We start from the raw sequence: 25,068 nt of genomic DNA, 5'->3' as shown, positions 1-25,068 counted from the left end.
ATCATGATCGCTAGCTTCGCGGTCATGGACGCTTTCATCGAGGTCGCCCGCCCTGAGGACGTGCCGGCGCTCGTCCGGTCGGCGGCAGCGCTGTTCCGTGAGGACGGCGGGCGGCGGGACCCGCACATGGACGTGGACTGGCCGGAACGCGACGGGTCCGCCTACTACGACGGCATGGTGACCGGGCCGGACACCCTGGCGCTCCTGGTCCGGCTGGGCGGACCGGGCGGGCCGGTGGCCGGACACCTCACCGGCCAGTTGCGGGCCCCCGACGAACTCCGCCCGGACGCGGTCGTGGCCGTGCTCGTCAGCATGCGGGTGGCGGAGGAACTGCGCGGGAAAGGCGTCGGCACGGAGCTGGTCGGGCGGTTCCTGGCCTGGGCGCAGGAGCGCGGCGCGAACGAGGCGTCGGTGTCGGCGTACGCGGCCAACACCGGCGCCCTTCGCTTCTACGAGGCCTGCGGCTTCGAGCCCCACGAGGTCACGCTCTCGACGGCGGTCCGACGGCGGTCTCCTGGAGCCGGCCGGCTGACCTAGGTGTACTGACCACGGACGTTGGTGACAGCGACACGGCCAGATGAGCTTGAAATGGGTGAGGGCCCCGTGGCGTGGTGTGAGTCGACCAAGATTCACATCCGCCGGAGGCCCTCATGCCCCACCGTAATGCCCCGCTGACCGAAACCGGCCGCCTGCGCCTGGCGCGTTGCATCGTTGATGACGGATGGAGCCTGCGCCGCGCCGCCGAACGCTTCCAGGTCTCGCACACCACCGCAGCCCGCTGGGCCGGCCGCTACCGCAGGCACGGCTCGGCCGGCCTGGCCGATCGCTCCAGCCGCCCCCGGCACAGTCCAGCTCGCACCGCGCAACGCACCGAACGGCGCATCTGCAAGCTCCGGGTCACCCACCGGCTGGGCCCCGCCCGGATCGCGGCCCGGCTCGGCCTGCCCGCCTCCACCGTGCACCGCGTTCTGGTCCGTTACCACATGCCACCCCTGGCCCACCTGGACCGCGCCACCGCCACCCGCATCCGCCGCTACGAACGCCAGCGGCCCGGCGAGCTGATCCACGTCGACATCAAAAAGCTCGGCAACATCCCCGACGGTGGCGGCCACCGCGTCCTGGGCCGCCCGGCCGGACGACGAAACCGCCAGGCCATGACCATCACCACTCGAAACGGCTACGGCAACCCCCGTCTGGGACATGCCTTCCTGCACACCGCCATCGACGATCACTCCCGGCTGGCCTACACCGAAATCCTGACCGACGAGACCAAGGACACCGCCAGCGCCTTCCTGCGCCGGGCGACCGCCTGGTTCGCCACCGCCGGCGTGTGCATCGAGCGCGTCCTGACCGACAACGGCAGTTGTTACCGCTCACGCCTGTGGGCTGAGACCTGCGCCCACTTGGGCATCAGCCCCAAGCGCACACGCCCGTACCGGCCTCAGACCAACGGCAAGGTCGAGCGCTTCCACCGCACCCTGGCCGAGGAGTGGGCCTACGCCCGCCCGTACGCCTCCGAAGCCGAACGTCGCGCCGCGCTTGCGCCATGGCTGCACCTGTACAACCATCACCGCGGACACACCGCGCTGAAAGGTCAACCACCCGCCAGTCGCGTCACCAACCTGTCGGGACAGAACACCTAGGCTGGCAGCCGTGGCCAAGTCGATCTCCGTTGATGTTCCTGAGGCGTTCGCCGCGTCCTACGGCACGCAGGGTGCCGACGCGCGGGCGTGGCTCGCCGAGTTGCCCCGGCTGGGCGGTGAGTTCCTGGATCGCTGGGGGCTGCGGCCTGACGGGCCGCCCGCCCACGGCATGGCGTCGCTGGTCCTGCCCGTGCTTCGGTCCGACGGGACTCCCGCCGTACTGAAGCTGCAGCAGCTGCGGGAGGAGACCGCCGGCACCGCGGCCGGCCTGCGGGCGTGGGACGGCGACGGGATCGTGCGCCTGCTCGACCATGACGAGAGCAGCGCCACGCAGCTGCTGGAGCGGCTGGACGCGGCCAGGCCCCTGTCCTCGATCGCCGACGACACCAAGGCGCTGCGGATCCTGGCCGAGCTGATGGCACGGCTGACCGCGGTGCCCGCCCCGCCGGGTCTGCGGCGGCTGTCCGACATCGCCGCCGCCATGCTCGACCAGGTCCCGGAGGCGGTGCGGGCACTGCGTGACCCCGCGGAACAGCGGCTGGTGCGCACCTGCGCGTCCGCCGTGGCCGAGCTGATGGGTGAGCCCGGCGACCGCCTGCTGCACTGGGATCTGCACTACGACAACGTTCTCGCCGGAGAGCGCGAGCCCTGGCTGGCCATCGACCCCGAGCCGCTGGCCGGCGACCCGGGGTTCGAGTTGCTGCCGGCGCTCGACAACCGATGGGACGAGGTGGAGGCGACGGGTGACGTGGCTCGCGCGGTGCTCCGGCGCTTCGACCTGCTGACCGAGGTCCTCGGCCTGGACCGGGACCGGGCGATCGGCTGGACGCTCGGCCGCGTGCTGCAGAACGCCCTGTGGGACGTCGAGGACGGCAAGGCGACGCTGGGACCCGCCCAGGTCGCCATCGCCGCCGCTCTGCTCGGCCGCCGTTAGGAGCTCACGTCGGCGGCCTCCCACGTCCGCAGGTACGACTCCGCGCCTCCCGCGAGGTCGCGGACCAGGTCCTGGCCGGCGAGGTGCCGCATGTCCTCGATCCAGTCGGGGACCAGGCCGTAGTGGGCCACCCCGTCCACGTTGACGTCCCAGACCCGTTCGCCGGTGCGCGGCCGGTCCAGCACCACGCTCCCGTCGTACGAGGTGAACGGGTACGTCACCGGGTTCGCGGCGTTGCCGGCGCGCGGTCCGGGCAGCCGGCCCATGCCGTTGACGTCGAGGCCGTAGCCGTAGCCCGGCACCTGGTAGCGCTGCCGCAGCGGCGCCGTGCGCCGCCACTCGGCGACGAACTCCGTGGCGTCGTGGCCGTACTGGGTGACCATGCCGCCGAGGGCGTAGATCCGGGGGAGGAAGTTCGGGTCGGTCCAGCTGTGCGAGGAGATGACGCCGGGGTAGCGGGCCGCCTCCAGCAGGTCGAGCGTACGGCCGGCGGCCTTGACGCTCATGTGGTCGAGCTCGATCAGCATGCCGCGCCTCATCATGCCCTGGACCATGTACTCGCCGAGCGCGGTCAGGCCGCGGGTGTTGCAGTGCGGCGCCGGCGGATAGAGCGGCAGCGACACGCCGGGCGGGAGCAGCCGGACGATCTGGTCGGGGAGCACGCCGGCCGGGTCGATGGTGTTGTCGTGCTCGGGGCCGGTGCACGTGCGGGCCTGCCAGAACGAGCCGGTGCCGAGCAGGTTGCCGACGTTGACGATCGCGCCCTGGGTGCCGGAGTCGAAGCGTACGCCGCACAGCGCGTTGTCGTACTTGTGGCAGACGAACATCGTGCGCACGCCGAGCGCCCGCATCTCGTCCAGGCCCCGGTCGATCTGGGCCTTGGTGCACTGCGGGATGCCGAGGATCTGGCGGCAGCCGAACGGCTCGGAGGTCTCGACGCCGAGCACGACGGCCAGTTTGCCGGCCCCGATCACCTGCCTGGCCTCGGCGGGGTCGGCGACGATGCGGAACCAGCCGCGTCCGGGGCCGCCCGCCTCGGCGTCGATGTGGGCCTGTAGCTCGCGGGCGCGCTGCGCCTGGAGCCTGATGGAGGTCATCTCGTCGCAGGAGTACTTCTTCAGCGGGTAGATGGCGCAGAGCTGCCGGTTGGCCACCAGGTGGTTGACCAGCACCCGCAGCCCGCCGCGCCAGGCGCGTTCGACCCAGGTGTAGTACGCCTGCTGGTGGGTCAGCGAGTCGTGCGCCGGCCAGTCGCGGAAGGTGGGCCAGCCGACGGGGTCGTGGGTGCCGGTGGGGGAGCCGGTGCGGGTGAAGTTCTCGTACCAGGCGAGCCGGCCGTCCGGGTAGTGGTCGGGGCAGTCGGCCAGGGCGCGCGCGATGCCGCCGGGATCGAACGGCTTGCCGCACATCAGCATGCCGCCGAACGCCTCGTAGGAGAACAGGTGGCTGTGGCCGTCGACGAAGCCGCTCACGGGAGCGGGGGCGGAGGCGGCGGCGGGAGCGGGGGAGGACGGCGCGACCAGCGCGCCGGCCAGGAGGAGGACGGCCGCGGCCGTCCTGAGCGGGTGGAACACGGGGACCACCTCCCAGGCTGCGTAACCGGGGTCGCCGTCAGCATCCATCGCGGTCGCGGGCTCGGCAAGATGAACATGAGCCTCACTCGGCTAACGGTTCGGCAACTCAGGCGTCCTCATGGGGGCGGTGGTCGGTCCAGGCCGACCAGTGGGCGGCGTAGCGGCCGCCCGCGGCGCGCAGGTCCTCGTGCGGGCCGCGTTCCACGACCCGGCCGTCCTCCATCACCACCACGCTGTCCGCGGCGGCGGCCTGGGTCAGCCGGTGGGCGACGATGAGCGCGGTACGCCCGTCCACGGCCCGCTCGACCGCGCGCTCCAGCACGCGGGCGCCGACGCTGCCCGCCTCGGCCGTGGCCTCGTCGAGCACCGCCACCGCCGGGTCGGCCAGCACCAGCCGGGCCAGCGCGAGCTGCTGCCGCTGGGCGCCGGTCAGGCGGTGCCCGCCCTCGCCGACGACCGTCGCGAGGCCGTCGGGCAGCGCCTCCACCCAGGCGAGGGCGTCCACGGTGGCGAGGGCCGCGCGCAGCTCGTCGTCGGTCGCGTCCGGGCGGGCCAGGCGCAGGTCGTCGGCCAGCGGACCGGCGAAGACGTGCACCTCCTGGGTCACCATGGCGACGCCGGGCGGCGTCTCGACGGTGCCGGTGGTGGGCTCGTGCACGCCGGCGACCAGCTTGGCCAGCGTGGTCTTGCCCGCGCCGCTCGCCCCGACCAGCGCGACCCGCTCGCCGGGACGGATGTCGAGGTCCACGCCGTGCAGCACCGGGTCGCCCGGCTCGTACGCGTGGGCGAGGCCGCGCACACTCACCCCGCGCCCTTCCTGCTGCCGGGTCGCGGGTGCGGGATCGGCGGGTGCGGCGTCGGCCACGCCGATGACGCGGGCCAGGCTCGCGGTGGCCGCCTGGGCGTCGTCCAGCAGGGCCAGGGCGGTGTTGATCGGGCCGAAGAGGTTGTGGAAGTACAGCGCGGCGGCCGTGGCGGTGCCGATCGTGGCCGAGCCGTCGCGGACCAGCAGCACCCCGGCCGCGAGCACCGCGGCCAGGCCGACGTACTCGGCGATGTGCAGGCGGCTGTAGAAGCGCAGCATCAGCCGCACCCCGCGCATCGTCAGCTCCACCGCGGCCCGCGAACGGCCGGCGACCCGCTCCAGGTGCTCCGGCTCGGCACGGAAGGCCCGTACGGTGGACGCCCCCGCGATCGTGTCGAGCAGTTGCTGCTGCTGCTCGCCGTTCGCCACCCGCTGGGCCGCGTAGAGCGGCACCGCGTTGCGGACGTACCAGCGGGCGGTGTGCGCCTGCACCGGCACGGCGAGCAGCGCCGCCACCAGGAACCGCCAGTCCAGCAGCGCGAGGGCGACCAGGGTCAGGACGATCGACAGCAGCGACCGGGCGAGCGCGGGCAGCGCCGAGCGTACGGCCTCGGCGACCCGCGCCACGTCGCCCGTCACGCGGGAGGTGAGGTCGCCGGAGCCGGCCCGTTCCACCCGGTCGAGCGGCAGGGCGAGGACCCGCTCGACGAAGCGTTCGCGCAGGTCGGCGAGGGCGGTCTCGCCCAGCCTGGCCACCAGCGTCAGCCCCCAGGCGGTCAGCGCCCCCTGGACCAGGCCGACGAGCACCAGCAGCGCGGCGGGCACGGCCAGCGCCGCCGCCCGCTCGCGGCCGGCCACCAGGTCGACGATGTGGCCGAGCAGCGGCTGGATGAGCAGGCCCACGGAGGTGGCCACGATCAGCAGGCCGAACCCGGCCACGGCGGTCCGCCGGTGCGGGCGCACGATCTGCAGGACGGCCGCCCGGGTACGGGCCGGCGTCGCGGTCGGCAGCAGTTCCCTGGTCATGCGAGCACCGCCGCCCGGTAGCCGGGGTTGCGGCGCAGCAGGTCGGCGTGGGGGGCTTCGTCGGCGACGCGGCCCTCGTGCAGCAGCAGCACCCGGTCGGCCACCGCGAGCAGGGCGGGGCTGGTGGTCACCAGCACGGTCGTGCGGTCGCGGCGCAGGCGGCTGATGCCGTCGGCGATCCTGGTCTCGGTGACGGCGTCCACGGCGGTGGTGGGGTCGTGCAGGACGAGCACCGGGCGGGCCGCGGCGAGCGCCCGCGCCAGCGCCACCCGCTGGCGCTGGCCGCCCGAGAGCGAGCCGCCGCGCTCGCTGACCGGGGTGCCGGGCGGGATGTCCCCCGCGCCTGCGGCCTCCAGCGCCTCGGCGACGGCGGCCCCCGGGGCATGGCCGACGTTGGTGGTGACGGTGCCCTCGAAGAGGACCGCGTCGTGCTCGGCCACCAGCACCGCCTCCCGCAGCCGTCCGGGGTCCAGGTCGCGGAGTGGCACGCCGTCGAGCTCCACCGTCCCGGCCTCGGGGTCGGCCTGCCGGCCCAGGCAGCGCACCAGGGACGTGGCCGCCGCGGGATCGGTGGCGGCCACGCCCACCAGCTCGCCGGGCGCGATGTCCAGGTCGAGGTCCCGCAGCGGCCCGTAGCTGACCGACCGCAGCCGGACCGCGCCCGCCACGTCCTCGGGCGGCTCGCGGTCGCCCGCGGGCACGGCGGGCGGCGCGGACAGCAGTGCCGCGACCCGGGCGGCCGACGCCCTGGCCTGCGCGAAGTCGGCGTTCACCCAGGCGAAGAGCTGCAGCGGACCCTGGAGGAAGAGGGCCAGCCCGACCGCGGAGACGAGCTGCCCGAGCGTGATGTCGCCGGCGGTGGCGAAGTAGCCGCCGGCCAGCGCGATCAGCGCGATGAAGGCGCCGGTGAGCGCGAGCACCACGCCGTTCTGCAGGGCCTCGGCGCGGGAGGCGCGCAGGGTGGCGGCGAGGGAGTCGCGGCTGGTACGCCGGTAACGTTCGACCGCGGCCCGTTCGGCGCCGATCCCCTTGAGCACCCGCAGCCCGGTCACCAGGTCGGCGGCCATGCCCGAGGCGCGCGCGGCGTGCTCCTGCTCGACGGCGCTGCGGCGTTCCAGCGGCTTGCCGAGCAGGTGCCCGAGCCACAGCAGCGCCGGCGTGCCGGCCAGCACGATCAGCCCGAGCTGGACCGAGGTGTTGAGCAGCAGCACCCCGGCCACGACCAGGCCGGTCAGCCCGGCGACGCCGGCCAGCACCGCCATCAGGACCGCGCCGACCCGCCGTACGTCCTCGGTGGCGATGCCGGTCAGCGCGCCGGGCAGGCGGTCCTCGGCGCCGCCGCCGGGGTGCAGCACCCTGGCGACGACGGCGGTGCGCAGGTCGTGCGCGGCCTCCTCGGCGGCGCGCTCGCCGACCAGGGCGCCGAAGCGGTAGCTGAACGACAGGCCGACGTAGACGGCGGCGAGCACCGCCAGCCACAGGAGCAGCCGCCCCCAGTCGCCGCCCGCGACCGCCTGGTCGATGGCGACCCCGATGAGTACGGGCACCAGGGCCTCGCCCGCCTGGTGCCCGGCGCCGAGCAGCGAGCCCCCGGCCAGCCTGCGCCATTGGCTCGCGACCGTGCGCAGCAGTACGTCCCGCCCGGTGTGCAAGCGGCGCTCCCGAAGATCGACAGTAAGGCGAGCCTAACCTAACATGTCCGACTCGTGGCCTGAAGAGGGGAGATGCCCGCTCTGGTGGGGAAGCGACACGGAATCCACCTTCGTCGCGTCTTGACGGTCGCACTTCATCCATGATGTGTTGTGCGTGGCCGTAAACTTAGGTAAGGCAAACCTAACTTGGAGGGTGTGTGGACGTGCATGTGGAGGTCGGCGCCCCGCCGATCCCCTCGCTGGCCGGCGGATGGCGGGTGGCCCCGATCGAGCCCGGCGCCGACGGCGTCGCCGTGGTCCACGACTGGATGAACCGGCCGCACGTGGCCGGCCCCTGGGACCAGGCCTGGCCGTACGAGCGATGGGCCGACGAGATCGCCCGCCAGGCGGCGGGGCGGCACTCCCGGCCGTGCCTGGCGTACCGGGACGGCGAACCGGTCGCCTACCTGGAGCTTTACCGGGTGCTGCGGGACCGGCTGGCGCCGCTGTACCCGTACCGGCCGCACGACCTCGGCGTGCACGTCGCGATCGGCGACGAGCGCGACCTCGGCCACGGCGTCGGCCGCCGGCTGCTGCGCGCGGTCGCCGAGGGCCTGCTGGCGGCCGACGAGCGCTGCACCCGCGTCGTCGCCGAGCCGAACGTCCGCAACGAGCCCTCCGTCCGGGCCTTCACCGCGGCCGGGTTCGTCCGTGTGGGAGAGGTGACGATGCCGCACAAGACGGCGGCGCTGATGGTGTACCCGCGTGCTCAGGAGGACCTTCCTCAGTGGTGACCCCGGCCTACGACCTCGTCGGAATCGGCTTCGGCCCCTCCAACCTCGCCCTGGCCGTCGCGCTCGCCGAGTCGCGCACGCCGGCGCCGTCCGCCGTCTTCCTGGAGCGGCAGCCGTCGTTCGGCTGGCACCGCGGGATGCTGATCGACGGCGCGACCATGCAGGTGTCCTTCCTCAAGGACCTGGTCACGATGCGGAACCCGGCCAGCCCTCACAGCTTCGTCAGCTACCTGCACGCCAAGGGCCGCCTGGCCGACTTCATCAACCAGAAGACGATGTACCCGACCCGCCTGGAGTTCCACGACTACCTGGAATGGGTCGCGGCCCGCTTCGAGCACCAGGTCGTCTACGGGGCCGAGGCCGTCACCATCCGGCCCGTCACGGACGGCGGCACGGACGGCGGCACGGACGGCGGCATGGTCACCCACCTCGACATCGTGGCCCAGCACAACGAGCTGACCACCTACCGGGCGCGCAACGTCGTGCTCGCCGCCGGCCTCCAGCCCGTGCTGCCGCCCGGCGTCGTCGCCGGCGAGCGGGTGTGGCACAGCCAGGAACTGATGCACCGGCTGGCGGACCTGCCCGACGACCGGCCGCGCAGGTTCGTGGTCGTCGGGGCGGGCCAGAGCGCCGCCGAGGTGACCGAGCACCTGCACAGCCGCTTCCCCTCCGCCCAGATCTGCGCGGTCTTCTCCCGGTACGGCTACAGCCCCGCCGACGACAGCCCCTTCGCCAACAGCGTCTTCGACCCCGCCGCCGTCGACCACTTCTACGACGCGCCGCACGAGGTCAAACGCATGATCCTGGACTACCACGCCAACACCAACTACTCCGTCGTGGACCTCGACCTGCTGAAGGAGCTGTTCGGGCGGGCGTACCGGGAGAAGGTCGCCGGCGTCGAGCGGCTGCGGATCATGAACCTGTCGCGCGCCGTCGGCCTGGAGACCCGTCCCGGCGAGGTGACCGTGCACGTCAGGTCGCTGGTCAGCGGCGAGGTCGAGCCGCTGCGCGCCGACGTGGTCGTCTACGCCACCGGCTACCGGCCCGTGGACCCGCTCGACCTGCTCGGCGCCGCCGGGCCCTACTGCCTGCGCGACGACGACGGCGCGCTGCTGGTCGGCCGCGACCACCGGGTACGCACCACGCCCGAGCTGACCTGCGGCATCTACCTCCAGGGCGCGACCGAGCACACCCACGGGCTGACCGCCACGCTGCTGTCCACGACGGCCGTGCGGGCCGGCGAGATCGCCGACTCGCTCGCCTCGCCGGCGGTCCTGGAGCCGGCCCGATGACCCGCCCGCTCACCCGCCCGCTCACTCTGGCCGGGCTCGTCGACGAGCAGGCCGCCGCCACGCCCGGGCGGCCCGCGCTGCGCTTCCGCGACCGCATGCTCACCTACGCCGAGCTGGACGCGGCCGCCTCCGCGCTGGCCGCCCGCCTCCGGGAGCGGGGCGCGGGCCCCGAGCGCGTGGTCGCGGTCGCGCTGCCGCGTTCGGCCGAGCTGGTCGTGGCGCTGGTCGCGGTGCTGAAGACCGGGGCCGCGTACCTGCCGGTGGACCCCGAGCAGCCGGCCGAGCGGACCGCGTCCATGCTGGTCGACGCCGCCCCCGTGGTCACGCTGCGCGAGGTGGAGCTCGAACCGGACGGGCGGCGCGAGCCGGCCACGCCCGTCGATCCGCGCAACCCCGCGTACGTGATCTACACCTCCGGCTCCACCGGCCGGCCCAAGGGGGTCGTGGTCGCCCACGAGGCCATCGTCAACCGGCTGCGCTGGATGCAGGCCGAGTACGGACTCACCGCCGAGGACCGGGTGCTGCAGAAGACGCCGGCCGGGTTCGACGTGTCGGTGTGGGAGTTCTTCTGGCCACTGATCGCCGGGGCCACGCTCGTGGTGGCCGAGCCGGGCGGGCACCGCGACGCGGCGTACCTGGCCGGGCTGATCCGGCGGGAACGGGTCACGACCGTGCACTTCGTGCCGTCGATGCTGCGCGCGTTCCTGGCCGACCCGGACGCGGCGCGCTGCACCGGGCTGCGGCGGGTGATCTGCAGCGGCGAGGAGCTGCCCGCCGGGCTGGCCGCCGAGTTCCACGCGGCGCTGCCCGGGTGCGGGCTGCACAACCTGTACGGGCCGACCGAGGCCGCCGTGGATGTCACGTACTGGGCGTGCCGGCCGGGGGAGTCCGGGCCGGTGCCGATCGGCCGCCCGGTCTGGAACACCGCAGTCCACGTGCTGGACCGCGACCTTCGGCCGGCCGCGGCCGGTGAGCTCTATCTCGCCGGCGTGCAACTGGCCCGCGGCTACCTGGGGCGGCCGGGGCTGACCGCCGGAAGGTTCGTGCCGGACCCGTACGGGCCGCCCGGCAGCCGGATGTACCGGACCGGCGACCTCGCCCGCCGCCGCCCCGACGGCGTCGTCGAGTACGCGGGCCGCGCCGACGACCAGATCAAGATCCGCGGCTTCCGGGTCGAGCCCGGCGAGGTCGAGGCCGTGCTGAACGCCCATCCCGACGTGCGCCAGGCCGTGGTGACCGCCCATGAGGTGCGCCCCGGCGTCACCCTGCTGACCGGGCACGTGGTGCCGGCCGAAGGGGCGGCCGTGGACCCGGACGCGCTGCGCGCCCACACCGCCGCCCGGCTGCCCGGCCCCATGGTGCCCGCCGTCTTCGTCCCCTTGGCGTCGGTCCCGTTGACGGCGAACGGCAAGCTCGACCGCCGCGCCCTCCCGCCCCCGGCCTGGGACGTGAAGGCGGGAGCGGGCGGCGCGGGAGCAGGCGCTGCGGGGGAGAGCGCCGAAGGGCTACTGGTCGCGCTTGTCGCGGACGTGTTGCGGCTGCCGGACGTGCGGCCCACGGATGACTTCTTCGCGCTCGGAGGCGACAGCATCCTCGCGCTCCACCTCGTCGGCCGGGCCCGACGTGCCGGCCTGGCGATCACCGCCCGCCAGGTGCTCGAACTCGGCACCGCCCGCGCCCTGGCCGCCGCCGCCGTCCCCGAGGGCGCGGCCGAGCCTCCGGAGGCGGCGCTCGGTGACGTGCCCGCCACCCCGATCATGAACTGGCTGCGCGAACGCGGCGGCGACGCGACCGCCGAGCACTTCGCCCAGTCGATCACCCTGCGCCTGCCCCCCGACGTGGATCGCGACCGCCTCATCCGGGCCCTGCGCGCCCTGCTGGACCACCACGACCTGCTCCGCGCCCGTCTCACCGGCACCGGCCTGCACGTGCCGCCGCCCGGCGCAGCCCCCGCCGAGGGCCTGCTGCGCGAGGTGACGGACGACGCCCTCCTGCCGCAGGCGCTCGCGGCGGCCCGCGCCGCCCTGGCCCCGCGCGACGGCGTGATGCTGCGCGCCGTACGGCACCGCGCCCCCACAGAAGACCGGCTGCACCTGGTCGCGCACCACCTCGTCGTGGACGGCGTCTCCTGGCGGATCCTGGCCGAGGACCTGGCGCAGGCGTACGCCGCCACGACGCCGCTCACCCGCTCCACCTCCTTCAGGACGTGGGCCCGCGCCCTGCCCGCGCTGGACCGCCGCGCCGAGCTGCCGTACTGGACGGACACCCTCGCCGCCGAGGAGCCCTGGCGGCTCGACCCGGCGCGGGACACCGCCGCGACCGCCGCCCGGCTCACCGTGAGCGCCCCGCTGGACGTCACGCTCGATCGGGTGCTCGCCGCGCTCGCGCTGGCCGTCGCCGGGCACCGGGCCGGCCACGGACTGCCGGGCGGCCGTGAGGTCCTGTTCGACGTCGAGGCGCACGGCCGCGAGGACCTGGTGGCCGGCGCGGACCTGTCGCGCACCGTGGGCTGGTTCACCGCCATCTGGCCGGTCCGGCTGGACCCCGGACCGGTGGGCGGGGCCGACGCGCTCGCCCGCGTCTCCGCCCGGCTGCGCGAGGTGCCCGGCAAGGGCGTCGGCTACGGCCTGCTCCGCCACCTCGACCAGGACGCCGGCCCGCGCCTGGCCCGCCTGACCAGGCCGGCGATCTGCGTCAACTTCCTGGGCCGCTTCCCCGAGGAGCCGGGCGACTGGGGGATGGTCCTGGAGCCGGAGAGCTTCCTGGACCTGGCCGACCCCGGCCTGCCGCTCGCGCACGTCCTGACCGTGGACGCGTTCGTGGCCGAGGGCCCGGACGGCGCGCGGCTGGAGTCCACCTGGACGTGGGCGTCCCGCGTGCTGGCCGAGCCCGCCGTCCGTGAGCTGTCCGGGCGGTGGCTCGACGCGCTGCGCGCCACCGCGCCGTCCGGCGCCTTCCTGGTCGCGCTCGACCAGGCCGAGCTTGACGAGTTCGAGGAGACCCTGGCGTGACCGGCCCCGAGGCCAAGAAGATCAAGGACGTCTGGCCGCTCACCCCTCTCCAGGAGGGCTTGTTCTTCCACGCGCTGCACGGCGAGGACGACCCGTACACCGTCCACACCACTGTCCGGCTGCGCGGCCCGCTCGACGCGGCGGCCCTGCGGGGCGCGGCCGAGCGCCTGCTGGCCCGCCACGACCCGCTGCGCGCGGCCTTCCGCAGCCGGAGGAACGGCCGGCCGGTGCAGGTCATCGCGGCCCGCGCCGGGCTCCCCTGGCGGGAGGTGGACCTGACCGGGGGCGGCTCGGCGGCCGAGGTCGTGGAGCGGGACCGGCGGACGCCGTTCGACCTGCAGGCGCCGCCGCTGGTGCGGTTCACGCTGGTCAAGGAGGCCCCCGACCGGCACCTGCTGCTCGTCGCCAACCACCACCTGGTGCTGGACGGCTGGTCGCTGAACCTGGCGCTGCGCGAGCTGTTCGAGCTGTACGCGGGAGCCGAGCCGCCGCCCGCGCCGCCGTACCAGGACTACCTGGCCTGGCTGGGCGGACGTGACGTCGCGGCGGCGCGTGACGCCTGGCGGGAGCACCTGGCGGGGCTCGGGGAGCCCACCTTGGTGGCCCCCCGGGTGGACGTGCCCGGCGCGGTCCGCGAGGTCGTGACCGAGCTGAGCGCCGGCCTGACCGGGCGGCTCGCCGCGCTGGCCCGCGGATCGGGCGTCACGATGAGCATGGTCGTGCAGACCGCGTGGGCGCTCGTGCTGGGCGTGCTCACCGGCCGGGACGACGTGGTGTTCGGCACCACCGTCTCCGGCCGGCCGCCCGAGCTGCCGGCCGCCGACCGCATGATCGGCCTGTTCATCAACACCCTTCCGGTACGGGTCCGGCTGCGCGCCCAGGAGCCGGTGGCCGCCTGCCTCGCCCGGCTCCGCGACGCCCACGCCCGGCTCGCCGACCACCAGCACCTCGGGCTGGCCGAGATCCAGACGCTCGCGGGGAGAGGCGAGCTGTTCGACACGCTGGTGCTGTTCGAGAACCATCCGGCGGGGCCCGTCGGCCCGCTGGTCGAGAGCGTCGAGGAGCGCGACGCCACCCACTACCCGATCACGCTCTGCGCCCGTCCGGGTGAGCGGCTGCGGCTGGAGCTGGCCTACCGGGAAGGCCGGGTGAGCGCCGCCGAGGCCGGGCGGGTGCTCGACCGGCTGGTCCGCGCGCTGGACCGGCTGGCCGCCGCCCCTGAGCGCCCGGTCGGCCTGATCGACCTGCTGGACGAGACCGAACGCGCCCAGGTGCTCGGCGCGCAGGCTGGGACGGCCGGTCCGTACCCCGTGCGGACCCCGGCCGACGCCTTCGCCGAGCGCTGCGCGGCCACGCCGGACGCGACCGCCGTGGTGGACGCCGCCGGGAACGCCCTCACCTACGCCGAGCTGGCCGCACGGGCCGACCGGCTGGCGGGGGCGATCTGCGCGGGCCCCGAGGACGTCGTCGCCCTGGCGTTGCCGCGCGGGCTCGACCTGGTCGCGGCCGTCCTGGCGGTGTGGCGGTCCGGCGCGGCCTACCTGCCGGTCGATCCCGGCTATCCGGCGGACCGGATCGCGCTCATGCTCGGCGACGCGCGGGCCGCCGTCGTGGTCACCGACTCCGTGACCGCGCCCGGCCTGCCCCTCGCCGGGGACGCCAGGGTCGTCCTGGCCGACGACCCGGCCCCGGGAACCGCGCGCCGCGAGACCGCCCGTCCCGAGCATCCCGCGTACGTGATCTACACCTCCGGCTCCACCGGCCGCCCCAAGGGCGTCGTGGTGCCGCACGGAGCCGTCGCCAACCTGCTGGCCGCGCACGAGGCGGACACCATCGCCGCGGCGGTCGCCGCCACCGGCGGCCGGCGGCTGCGGGTCGCGCACAGCGCGTCGTTCTCGTTCGACGCCTCGGTGGACCCGCTGCTGTGGATGCTCGCCGGGCACGAGCTGCACGTGCTGGACGACGCCACGTACCAGGATCCCGAGCTGCTCGCGGGCTACCTGGCCGCGCACCGGATCGACTACGTGGACGTGACGCCGTCGTACCTGGCCTCGCTCATCGCCGCGCTGGAGGACGGCCTGCACCGGCCGGCCGTGGTCGCGGTCGGCGGCGAGGCGGTGCCCGGCCCGCTCTGGCGGCGGCTCCGCGCGCTGCCGAGGGTGATCGCCAGGGACCTGTACGGCCCGACCGAGTGCACGGTGGACGCCTACGTACGCAGGCAGGACGGCACCGCGGGCCCCGTGCCCGGCGTCCGCGCGCTGGTGCTCGACCCGATGCTGCGCCCGGCGCCGCCCGGCGTGACCGGCGAGCTTTACCTGGCGGGGGCCGGGCTGGCCCGCGGCTACCTGGGGCGGCCTGGGCTGACCGCCGAACGTTTCGTGCCCTGCCCGTACGGGCCTCCGGGCGCTCGCATGTACCGCACCGGCGACCTCGCGCGGTGGCGGGAGGGCCGGCTGGAGCTCGCCGGGCGGGCCGACGACCAGGTGAAGATCCGCGGGTTCCGGATCGAGCCCGGCGAGGTGGAGGCCGTGCTGGCCGGCTGCCCCGGCGTCGAGGAGGCCGCCGTCGCGGTGCGCGCGGACGGCGCGGGCGGGCCGCGGCTCGTCGCCTACGTACGCGGCGGGGCGAGCGAGGACGAGGTGCGGGCGTACCTGCGGGGCGTGCTGCCCCGGCCGCTGGTGCCCTCGGCGGTCGTCCGGCTCGCCGAGCTGCCGCTGCTGCCCAACGGCAAGGTGGACCGGCGCGCCCTCCCCGACCCGGCCGGGACGCGGGCGGCGGGACGTGAGCCGCGCGGCCCGCTGGAGGAGCGGCTGTGCGCGCTGTTCGCCGAGGTGCTGGGCGTGGACCGGGTCGGCGCCGACGACGACTTCTTCGAGCTGGGCGGCCACTCGCTGCTCGCCGCCCGGCTGGTGAGCCGGCTCAGGACCGAGCTCGGCGCGGCCGCCGGCGTCCGCACGCTGTTCGACGCGCCGACGGTCGCCGAGCTGAGCGGCCGGCTCGGCGTGGCCGCCGCGCGCCCGCCGCTGGTGCCGCGCCCCCGCCCGGAACGGGTGCCGGCCTCGCACGCCCAGCGCGGCCTGTGGCTCCAGCACCGGCTGGAGGGCGGCTCGGCCACCTACAACATGCCCTTCGCGCTGCGGCTGGACGGCCCGCCCGACGTGGCCGCGCTGGAGCTCGCGCTGGCGGACGTGGTGGAGCGGCACGAGGTGCTGCGGACGGTGTTCGGGGAGGAGGACGGCGAGCCGTACCAGATCGTGCTGGACCGGGCGGACGTGCGCGTCGAGACCGGGCCCGCCGACCTCGGGCACGTCTTCGACCTGGCCGCCGAGCCGCCGCTGCGGGCGTGGCTGGACGGCGACCGGCTGACCGTGCTGCTGCACCACATCGCCGGGGACGAGCTGTCGCTGCGCCCGCTGGTCGCCGACCTGACCGCCGCCTACCGGGCCCGCGCCGGGGGCCGCGCGCCGGACTGGCCGCCGCTGCCCGTCCAGTACGCCGACTACGCCCTGTGGCAGCGCGAGCTGCTGAGCGGCAGGGACGATCCGGCGGGGCGGCCGGCGAAGGAGCTGGCGTACTGGCGGCGCGCGCTCGACGGCCTGCCGCCCGAGCTGCCGCTGCCCGTGGACCGGCCCTTCCCCGACGAGCCCGGCCGGCGCGGCGCGACGATCGCCTTCGACCTGCCGCTGGACGCGATCGACGAGCTGGCGGGGCGGCACGGGTGCACGCCGTTCATGGTGCTGCACGCGGCCGTGGCGGCGCTGCTGACCCGGCTCGGCGCGGGCACCGACATCGTGCTCGGCACGCCGGTCGCGGGGCGGGCGGACGAGGCGCTGAACGACCTGGTGGGGCTCTTCGTCAACACCGTCGTGCTGCGGGTGGACACCGGCGGCGATCCCACGTTCGCCGGGCTGCTGGCGCGGGTGCGGGAGGCTGACCTGGCCGCGTTCGACCACGCGGAGACGCCCTTCGACCTGCTGGTGGAGGAGCTGCGGCCGGTGCGCGTGCCCGGCAGGCACCCGCTGTTCCAGGTGATGATCGCGTACGAGCGCGACTCGGGGCTGCCGGTCGAGGAGGCCGGTGGGCCTGGCGTGGCCAAGTTCGACCTGACGTTCGTGCTCGGGCCGGGCGGGGGGCAGGTGGAGTACCGCACGGACCTGTTCGACGCCGCCACCGCCGAAGGGCTCGGGGCGCGGCTGGCGGAGGTCGTCCGGCAGGCGGCGCTCCGGCCCGAGCGGCCGATCGCCGAGCTTTCCGTCGCCCCCCTGCGGGCGCCCGCCGTGCGCGGCCTGCCCGGCACGCCCGGCGCGGCGGAGCCGCGTACGGAGGCCGAGCGCGTGCTGTGCCGGCTGTTCGGCGAGGTGCTCGGGGTCCGCGCGGTGGGCGCGGCCGACGACTTCTTCCTGCTGGGCGGGCACTCGCTGCTCGCCGGGCGGCTGGCCGCGCGGATCAGGGCCGTCACGGGGGCGGAGGCGGCGCTCGGCGACGTCTTCGCCGCCCCGACCCCGGCCGGCCTGGCCGCCCGCCTCGCCCTCCCGACCGCCCTCTCGCCCGCCACCTCGCCTGCCTCCTCGGCCGCCCTCTCTGCCGCTTCCTCGGCCGGCCCGGCCGGGCGTGCCCGGCCCTCGTCGGGAAGCGGGACGCCGCCGCCGGCGGTGCGGGAGCGGCCTGAGCGGGTGCCGTTGGCGGCGGCGCAGCGGCGGTTGTGGTTCCTGGACCGGCTGCACGGACCGTCCGACGCCTACACCGTGCCGCTCGTCCTGCGCCTGCGCGAGCCGCTGGACCCGGCGGTCCTCCGCCGCGCGGTCGGCGACCTGATGGAACGGCACGAGGCGCTGCGGACCGTGTTCGGGGAGGTGGACGGCGAGCCGTACCAGATCGTGCTGGATTGGGCGGACCCGCCCGTCACGGACGGGCCCGCCGACCTCGGGCACGTCTTCGACCTGGCGGCCGAGCCGCCGCTGCGGGTGTGGCTGGACGGCGACCGGCTCACGGTGCTGCTCCACCACCTCGCCGCCGACGAGTGGTCGGTCGGCCCGCTCTGGGACGACCTGGCCACCGCCTACCGGGCCCGCGCCGAGGGCCACGAGCCGGACTGGCCGCCGCTGCCCGTCCAGTACGCCGACTACGCCCTGTGGCAGCGCGACCTGCTCGCCGGCGGCCTCGCCGACCGGCAGCTCGCCCACTGGACCGGCGCGCTCGCCGACCTCCCCGGACGCCTGGAGCTGCCCGCGTGGACCGGCGGGGACGCCACCGCCACCGCCTCCCGCCCCGCCGCACCCCTGCGGGAGCTGGCCCGCCGTAACGGAACGACCATGTTCATGGCGGCCCACGCGGTCGTGGCGGCCCTGCTGACCAGGCTCGGCGCGGGCACCGACGTCCCGGTGGGCGCGGCCGTCGCGGGCCGTACGGACGAGGCGTTGACCGGCCTGATCGGCTTCTTCGTCAACACCGTCGTGCTGCGGGTGGACACCGGCGGCGATCCCACGTTCGCCGAGCTGCTGGCGCGGGTGCGGGCCGCCGACCTGGCCGCGTTCGACCACGCCGACGTCCCCTTCGACCAGGTCGTGGAGGCGGTCAATCCCGAACGCGGCGACGGCGACCCGCTGTTCCAGGTGGCCGTGGCCTACCATCCGGCCGCCGGGCCGCCCCCCGGCTTCGCCGCCGAGGAGGAGCCCGCGCCGCCAGGACCGGCCAAGTTCGACCTCTCCGTCACCTTCACCGAACGTCCCGGCGCGGCCGACCTGGACGTGCTGGTCGAGCACCGGGGCGGCGCGGCCTGCCGGTACGCCGCGCACCTGCTCCGCCTGCTCGACGCGGTGACCGCCGATCCCGGCCGGCGGCTGAGCGAATATCCGCTCCTCGCCCCCGCCGAGCTGGAGACCATGCTCACCACCTGGAACGACACCGGCTCCGCCGAGCCGTTCCAGACCCTGCCCGAGCTGTTCGAGGCCCAGGTCAGGGCCACACCGGACGCGATCGCGGTCCGGTGCGAGTCGGAGTCGCTGACGTACGCGGAGCTGGACGCGCGGGCGGACCGCCTGGCCGCCTCGCTCGCCGCCGCCGGCGCGGGCCCCGAACGGATCGTGGCCGTGGCGCTGCCGCGCGACCTGCGGATGGTGGTCGGCGTGCTGGCGGTGGCCAAGGCCGGGGCGGCGTACCTGCCGATCGACCCGGCCCAGCCCGCCGGGCGGATCGCCGCGATGCTGGACGACGCGCGGCCCGTCCTGCTGCTCGCCACCCGCGAGACCGCCGGGCGCGTGCCCATGACGCCCCTGCTCATGGACGACCCGCCCGCCCCCGCCGGGCCGCCCGTCCGGCCGCTGCCGCGCCACCCCGTCTACGTGATCTACACCTCGGGCTCGACCGGCCGCCCCAAGGGCGTGGTCCTGGAGCACGCCGGGGTGCGGGCGCTCGTGGACACCGCCGTGCGCCGGTTCGGCGTCGGTCCGGGCAGCCGCGTCCTGCAGTTCGCCTCGATCTCCTTCGACGTGGCGTTCTGGGAGCTGACCATGGCGCTGTGCACCGGCGCGACGCTCGTCGTCGTGCCCGCCGAGCGGCGGGTCGCCGGTCCCGAGCTGACCGAGTACGCCACCCGCCACGCCGTCACCCACCTGGCGCTGCCGCCCGCGCTGCTGTCGGCCCTGCCTGCCGAGTGCACGCTGCCGGAGGGCTCGACGCTGCTGGTCGGCACCGAGACGGTGACCCCCGAGCTGGTACGGCGCTGGGCCGGCCGGCACCGCGTCATCGACGCGTACGGGCCGACCGAGGCCATGGTGAACTCCACGCTCTGGCCCGCCGACGGCGACCTCGATGCCCTCACGACCGTGCCCATCGGCCACCCCGACGTGGGCAAACGCGTCTACGTCCTGGACCGCGCGCTGCGTCCCGCGCCACCCGGCGTCATCGGCGAGCTGTACGTGGCGGGCGCCGGCCTCGCCCGTGGCTACCTCGACCGGCCCGCCCTGACCGGCGAGCGTTTCGTGCCCGACCCGTACGGGCCGCCGGGCACCCGGATGTACCGCACCGGCGACCTGGCCCGGTGGCGCGACGACGGCGCGGTGGAGTTCGCCGGCCGCGCCGACGGCCAGATCAAGATTCGGGGCTTCCGCATCGAGCCCGGCGAGGTGGAGTCGGTACTGGCCGGCTGCCCCGGCGTCCGCGAGGTCGCGGTGGTCGCCCGCGAGGACCGGCCGGGCGAGCGACGGCTCGTGGCGTACGTGACCGGGGCCGAGACCGACCCCGCCACCCTGCGGGCGCACGTCGCCGCGCGGCTGCCCGACTACATGGTGCCCGCCGCGTTCGTCGCGCTCGACGCGCTGCCGCTCATGGTGAACGGCAAGGTGGACAGGAAGGCGCTGCCCGCTCCCGGCGCCCCCGCCGCCGGGCGGTCGCGGGGGCCGCGCACCCCGGCGGAACGGGCGCTGTGCGCGATCTTCGCGGACGTGCTGGGCGTCGAGGGCGTCGGCGTGGACGACAACTTCTTCCACCTGGGCGGGCACTCGCTGCTCGCGGTCAAGGCGCTGGCGCGGGTGCGGGCCGGGCTGGGCGCGGACCTGCCGCTGCGCGCCCTGTTCGACACGCCCACGGTCGCGGGCCTCGCGGGCGCGCTCGCCGCCTCGCCGCCGGCCCGCGCCGACGGCCTCGTGCGGGCCGTACGGCCGGAGCGGATCCCGTTGTCGTCGGCGCAGCTCCGGCTCTGGTTCCTGGGGGCGCTGGAAGGCCCGTCGGCGACCTACAACGTGCCCCTGGCGGTACGGCTGCCCGGCCCGGTGGCGCCGTCCGTGCTCCGGGCGGCGCTCGGAGACGCGGTACGCCGGCACGAGGTCCTGCGCACGGTCTACCGCGAGGCGGACGGCGTCCCGTACCAGGTGGTCCTCGATCCCGCGGACCCCGAGGTCGCGGACGGGCCGCCGGACCTCGGGCACGTCTTCGACCTGGCCGCCGAGCCGCCGCTGCGGGCATGGCTGGACGGCGACCGGCTCACGCTGCTGCTGCACCACATCGCCTGCGACGAGTGGTCCGTGACGCCGCTGCTCGCCGACCTGGCCACGGCGCTGCGGGCGCGGGCCGACGGCCGCGCGCCGGACCTCGCGCCGCTGCCCGTGCAGGTGGCCGACCACGCCCTGTGGGAGCGCGACCGGCTCGACGCGACCCTGACCGAGCACCTGGCGTACTGGACGAAGGCCCTCGCCGCGCTGCCGGAACGGCTCGCGCTGCCGCCGGCCGGGCCGGGCGGCGCGGTCGTCCGCCGGGCGCCCGCCGTGGTGCGGGACGCGCTCGCCGCGCTGGCCGCCCGCGCGGGCACGAGCCTGTTCATGGTGCTGCACGCCGCCGTGGCGGCGCTGCTGACCCGGCTCGGCGCGGGCACGGACATTCCTCTGGGCACGCCGGTCGCGGGGCGGCCGGATGACGCGCCGGCCGACCTGGTGGGCTGCTTCGTCAACACCGTCGTGCTGCGGGTGGACACCGGCGGCGACCCCGCCTTCGCCGAGCTGCTGGAACGGGTCCGTGAGGTGGACCTGGCCGCGTTCGAGCACGCCGGGGCGCCGTTCGAGCGGGTGGTGGAGGCGGTCAACCCCGGCCGATCGGGCGCGGGGAACCCGCTGTTCCAGGTCATGGTGACGTACCAGCGGAGCGGGCCGGCCGCGCTGGAGGTGCTGCCGGAGCCCGGGCCGCCGGCTCCCAAGTTCGACCTGGCTTTCGCGTTCACCGAGACGAGCGGGGCGGCCGGTCTGGAGGTCGCCGTGGAGCACCGGCTCGCGCCGGACGTGGCCGAGAGCGTCACCGACGCCCTCCTGCGCCTGCTGGAACAGGTCGCCGCGACCCCCGCCACGCCGCTCAGCGCCCTCGATCTGCCGGCGGTGGGTTTCGACGGCCGGGACCCCCGTCCTGCCGCCGTCCGTCGCGGGCCCGCGCGGCGGCGGGAGCCCGAAGGGCCGGTCGAGCGCCGGCTGGCGGCGATCTTCGAGGAGGTGCTGGACCTGGCCGGGGTCCGGGCCGGCGACGACTTCTTCCACCTCGGCGGCCACTCGCTGCTCGCGGTCCGGCTGATCAGCCGGATCAGGGCCGAGCTGGGCGCGGCGGTCACGGTCAGGGACGTGTTCGACGCCCCCACCGTCGCCGGGCTCGCGGCCAGGCTCGCCCGCGTCCCCGGCCCCGTCCCCGCGATTCGCCCGCGAGCGCGCGGCGAACGGGTGCCGCTGTCGTCGGCGCAGCACCGGCTGTGGTTCCTGCACACGCTCGACGGCCCGTCGGCCGCCTACAACGTGCCGCTCGCCGTACGGCTGCGCGGCCCGCTGTCCATCGATGCCCTCCGCGAGGCCGTCGGGGACGTCGTGGCCAGGCACGAAGCGCTCCGCACGGTCATCGCCGAGGACGAGCTGGGGCCGTACCAGGTCGTCCTTGACAGAGCGCGGGTGCAGGTGATGGACGGGCCGGGAGATCCCGGCCACCGGTTCCGCCTGGACGGCGAGCCGCCGATCAAGGTCTGGCTGCACGCCACGGCCCCCGGCGAGCACCTGCTGCTCGTCCTGCTGCACCACATCGCGGCGGACGAGTGGTCGGTCGGGCCGCTGTGGGACGACCTGGCCGCCGCCTACCGGGCACGGGCGGCCGGGCGGACGCCGGAGCTCGCGCCGCTGCCCGTCCAGTACGCCGACTACACCCTCTGGGAACGCGAGAACCACGACCCGGACCGGCTCGCGTACTGGCGGCGGGCCCTCGCCGGGCTCCCCGGGCACCCGGCGCTCCCGCACGACCTGCCCCGTCCGGCGGTCGCGACGGGCGACGGGGACGTGGTGGAGTTCCGCCTGCCGCCCGGCACGAGGGAGGGCCTGGCGCGGCTCGCGGCGGACGGCGGCGCGACCATGTTCATGGTGGTGCACGCCGCCGTGGCTGCGCTGCTGACCCGGCTCGGCGCGGGCACCGACGTCGCGGTGGGCACCCCCGTCGCGAACCGGCCGGACGACGCGCTGGCCGCCCTCGTCGGCTTCTTCGTCAACACCGTCGCGCTGCGGGTGGACACCGGCGGCGACCCGGCCTTCGCCGAGCTGCTGGCTCGGGTCCGCGACGCCGACCTGGCCGCGTTCGAGCACGCCGACGTGCCGTTCGACCAGGTGGTCCAGGCGGTCGCGCCGGCCCGGTCGCCGGCCTGGCATCCGCTGTTCCAGGTGGCGGTGGCCTACCATCCCGCCGGCCGGGCGCTCGGGCCGCTGGGGGAGGCGGCGGCCGAGATCGAGGAGGTGGCCACGGGCGCGGCCAAGTTCGACCTCGCGGTGTCGCTGGCGGAGGAGGGCGAAGGGGCGATCGAGTACCGTACCGACCTGTTCACCAGGGGCACGGCGGAGCGGATCGCGGCCGGGCTGGCGGAGCTGCTGGCCACGGTGGCCCGCGCCCCTGGCACCCGCCTGAGCGAGCTGGACGTGCCGCCGGTGACCCGCGCGGACTGGACGCCGGTGCCCGCCACGGCGGGGACGGCCGGGCCGGCGGCGGACGTGCGGCGGATGGCGGAGCTGTTCGCGGACGTGCTCGGCGTTCCCGCGCCCGGCCCGGACGAGGGCTTCTTCGAGCTGGGCGGCCACTCGCTGCTGGCGGGCCGGCTGATGACCGCCGTCGCGGCCGAGTTCGGGGTGCGGCTGCCGGTCAGGACGCTGTTCGAGGCGCCCACGCCCGCCGCGCTCGCCGCCCGCGTACGCGCGCCGCACCGCCCCGGACACGCCCTCGACGTGCTGCTGCCCATCAGGACGGGCGGCGAGGGTCCGCCGCTGTTCTGCGTGCACCCGCTGTTCGGGCTCGCCTGGTGCTTCACCGGCCTGGCGGGGGCGCTGGACGTGCCGGTGTACGGGCTCCAGGCGCGCGGCCTGGCCGGTCCTGAGCCGTTGCCGCGCACCCTGGACGAGATGGCCGCCGACTACCTGGCCGCCGTCCGGGCGGTCGCGCCGGCGGGGCCGTACCGGCTGCTCGGCTGGTCCTTCGGCGGCGTCGTCGCGCACGCGATGGCCGCCCGCCTGCGCCGCGAGGGCGAGGAGGTGGCCCTGCTGGCGATGCTCGACTCCTACCCGCTGCTGCCCGGCGAACGGCCGGAGACCGGCGACGACGAGCAGGACGCCCTGCGCTTCCTGCTCCGCCTGGCCGGGCACGACGCCCGCGGGCCGCTCGACCGGCGGCGCGTGGTGCGGTACCTGCGGGCCGGGGGAGGGGCGCTGGCCGAGATCGAGGAGGCCACGATCGGCGCGATGATCGACGTCGCGGTCAACGCCGAGCGGCTCATCACCGCCGACCCGCACCCGTACTACGACGGGGACCTGCTGTTCGTCACCGCGGGCGCGGACAAGGCCGGCTCGGGACTCGAACCCGGCCGCTGGCGTCCGTACGTGGGCGGCGCCGTCGAGGAGCACGTCATCGACTGCGAGCACTACCAACTGGCCGATCCTGGGCCGCTCGCCCAGGTGGCCCGCATACTGAAGGAGCGACTGCGATGACCAACCCGTTCGAGGACCCCGAGACCGACTACCTCGTGGTGGTCAACGACGAGGCCCAGCACGCGCTGTGGCCCGCGTGGATCCCGCTGCCCGAGGGCTGGCGGGACGTGTACGGGCCCGGCGCCCGCGACCTGTGCCTCCAGTACGTCGAGACCCACTGGACGGACATGCGCCCGGCCGGCCTCGCCCGCGCCATGGACGCCTGATCACCGTACGACCCCGGCGCGGGCCGCGGCGAGCGCCGCCGCCGCGGCCCGGTCGGCGGCGGCCTCGTCGAGGGGTTCGCCGGTGTTGAGCAGCGCGTAGTACAGGGGCGCGGAGACGGCGGCGATCACCCGGCGCGCGTCGGTGCCGGGCGGCAGCTCGCCCCGCTCGACGGCGTCGGTGACGCAGCCGGCCCACTCCTCGACGCGTACGGCGTAGAAGCGGCGCAGCGCCCGCGCGGCCTGCTCGTCGCAGAGCGCGGCGGCGATCAGCGCCTTGAACAGCCTCCCCTGGCGGGGATCGGTGAGCGTCCTGACGACCAGGCGGGCGTTGTCGCGCAGGTCCCGCCCGACGTCGCCGTGGCGGGAGCGGGGGAGCGAGCGTTCGGCCATGTCCTGGAGCAGGTCGGCGGCGAGCGCGCCGGGCGAGCCCCAGCGGCGGTAGACGGTGGTCCTGCCGACGCCCGCGACGCGGGCGACCTCGCCGAGATCGAGCCCGTGGAAGCCGTTCTCGGCCAGGACGTCGCCGGCGGCCCGGAGCACGGCCGCACGCACGCGAGCAGTACGCCCGCCAGGCCGGACCGCGCCGGGCTGGACAGCGTCCGACATGTCGGACCCTCCCTCCCCTCGACCCTTATCGGGACTGGAGTTCCCTTAAGGCGGTAGCTGGTGCTA

The 25,068-nt window shown here is 75.7% G+C and carries 12 protein-coding genes; 8 read left to right on the top strand and 4 right to left on the bottom strand.

All coding sequences use genetic code 11. The features are described 5' to 3' along the window. Nucleotides 1-24: 24 nt before the first annotated feature. From SMD20_RS23070 to SMD20_RS23060, 3 genes are all read left to right on the top strand, one after another. Nucleotides 25-537: a GNAT family N-acetyltransferase gene (locus tag SMD20_RS23070; RefSeq protein ID WP_329584425.1), complete on the top strand. Its 513-nt coding sequence runs from the start codon at nucleotides 25-27 to the stop codon at nucleotides 535-537. A gap of 113 nt (nucleotides 538-650) precedes the next feature. Beyond that, nucleotides 651-1,643, top strand: coding sequence for an IS481 family transposase (locus SMD20_RS23065; protein WP_329584424.1), 993 nt, complete (start codon nucleotides 651-653; stop codon nucleotides 1,641-1,643). 10 nt (nucleotides 1,644-1,653) lie between these two features. Continuing rightward, the gene (locus SMD20_RS23060; protein ID WP_329584422.1) at nucleotides 1,654-2,577 is read left to right on the top strand and encodes an aminoglycoside phosphotransferase family protein; all 924 of its coding nucleotides are present in this window, start codon (nucleotides 1,654-1,656) and stop codon (nucleotides 2,575-2,577) included. On the opposite strand, the gene SMD20_RS23055 is transcribed toward SMD20_RS23060, so the two are convergent. The 3 genes from SMD20_RS23055 to SMD20_RS23045 form a co-directional block, all read right to left on the bottom strand. Beyond that, nucleotides 2,574-4,151: a Coagulation factor 5/8 type domain-containing protein gene (locus SMD20_RS23055; RefSeq protein WP_329584420.1), complete on the bottom strand. Its 1,578-nt coding sequence runs from the start codon at nucleotides 4,149-4,151 to the stop codon at nucleotides 2,574-2,576. The genes SMD20_RS23060 and SMD20_RS23055 overlap by 4 nt on opposite strands. A 106-nt stretch (nucleotides 4,152-4,257) precedes the next feature. After that, nucleotides 4,258-5,982, bottom strand: a complete 1,725-nt coding sequence (locus SMD20_RS23050; RefSeq protein ID WP_329584419.1) for an ABC transporter ATP-binding protein — start codon at nucleotides 5,980-5,982, stop codon at nucleotides 4,258-4,260. Then, nucleotides 5,979-7,634, bottom strand: coding sequence for an ABC transporter ATP-binding protein (locus tag SMD20_RS23045; protein WP_329584418.1), 1,656 nt, complete (start codon nucleotides 7,632-7,634; stop codon nucleotides 5,979-5,981). The genes SMD20_RS23050 and SMD20_RS23045 overlap by 4 nt, the downstream gene beginning before the upstream one ends. Nucleotides 7,635-7,831: 197 nt before the next feature. On the opposite strand from SMD20_RS23045, the gene SMD20_RS23040 reads away from it, so the two are divergent. Genes SMD20_RS23040 through SMD20_RS23020 form a run of 5 tightly spaced genes read left to right on the top strand, consistent with a single transcriptional unit; the run spans nucleotide 7,832 to nucleotide 24,396 of the window. Further along, a complete protein-coding gene (locus SMD20_RS23040; protein ID WP_329584416.1) occupies nucleotides 7,832-8,407 on the top strand; it encodes a GNAT family N-acetyltransferase in 576 nt (191 codons plus the stop codon). Next, complete coding sequence (locus SMD20_RS23035; RefSeq protein WP_329584414.1) at nucleotides 8,401-9,699, top strand: lysine N(6)-hydroxylase/L-ornithine N(5)-oxygenase family protein; 1,299 nt, start codon at nucleotides 8,401-8,403, stop codon at nucleotides 9,697-9,699. Before SMD20_RS23040 ends, SMD20_RS23035 begins: the two co-directional genes overlap by 7 nt. Next, a complete protein-coding gene (locus SMD20_RS23030) occupies nucleotides 9,696-12,710 on the top strand; it encodes an amino acid adenylation domain-containing protein (RefSeq protein ID WP_329584412.1) in 3,015 nt (1,004 codons plus the stop codon). The genes SMD20_RS23035 and SMD20_RS23030 overlap by 4 nt, the downstream gene beginning before the upstream one ends. After that, nucleotides 12,707-24,190, top strand: a complete 11,484-nt coding sequence (locus tag SMD20_RS23025; protein ID WP_329584410.1) for a non-ribosomal peptide synthetase — start codon at nucleotides 12,707-12,709, stop codon at nucleotides 24,188-24,190. Before SMD20_RS23030 ends, SMD20_RS23025 begins: the two co-directional genes overlap by 4 nt. Then, entirely contained in the window at nucleotides 24,187-24,396 is a 210-nt protein-coding gene (locus SMD20_RS23020; protein WP_329584408.1) for an MbtH family protein, read from the top strand. The genes SMD20_RS23025 and SMD20_RS23020 overlap by 4 nt, the downstream gene beginning before the upstream one ends. Here the strand turns inward: SMD20_RS23020 and SMD20_RS23015 are convergent, their stop codons facing one another. Continuing rightward, the gene (locus tag SMD20_RS23015) at nucleotides 24,397-25,002 is read right to left on the bottom strand and encodes a TetR/AcrR family transcriptional regulator (protein ID WP_329584405.1); all 606 of its coding nucleotides are present in this window, start codon (nucleotides 25,000-25,002) and stop codon (nucleotides 24,397-24,399) included. Between the last annotated feature and the right edge of the window lie 66 nt (nucleotides 25,003-25,068).

Origin of the sequence: Nonomuraea sp. LP-02, from assembly GCF_036289125.1 — a bacterium.
Taxonomy (GTDB): domain Bacteria; phylum Actinomycetota; class Actinomycetes; order Streptosporangiales; family Streptosporangiaceae; genus Nonomuraea; species Nonomuraea bangladeshensis.
This window is presented reverse-complemented; position numbering and strand designations above follow the sequence as displayed.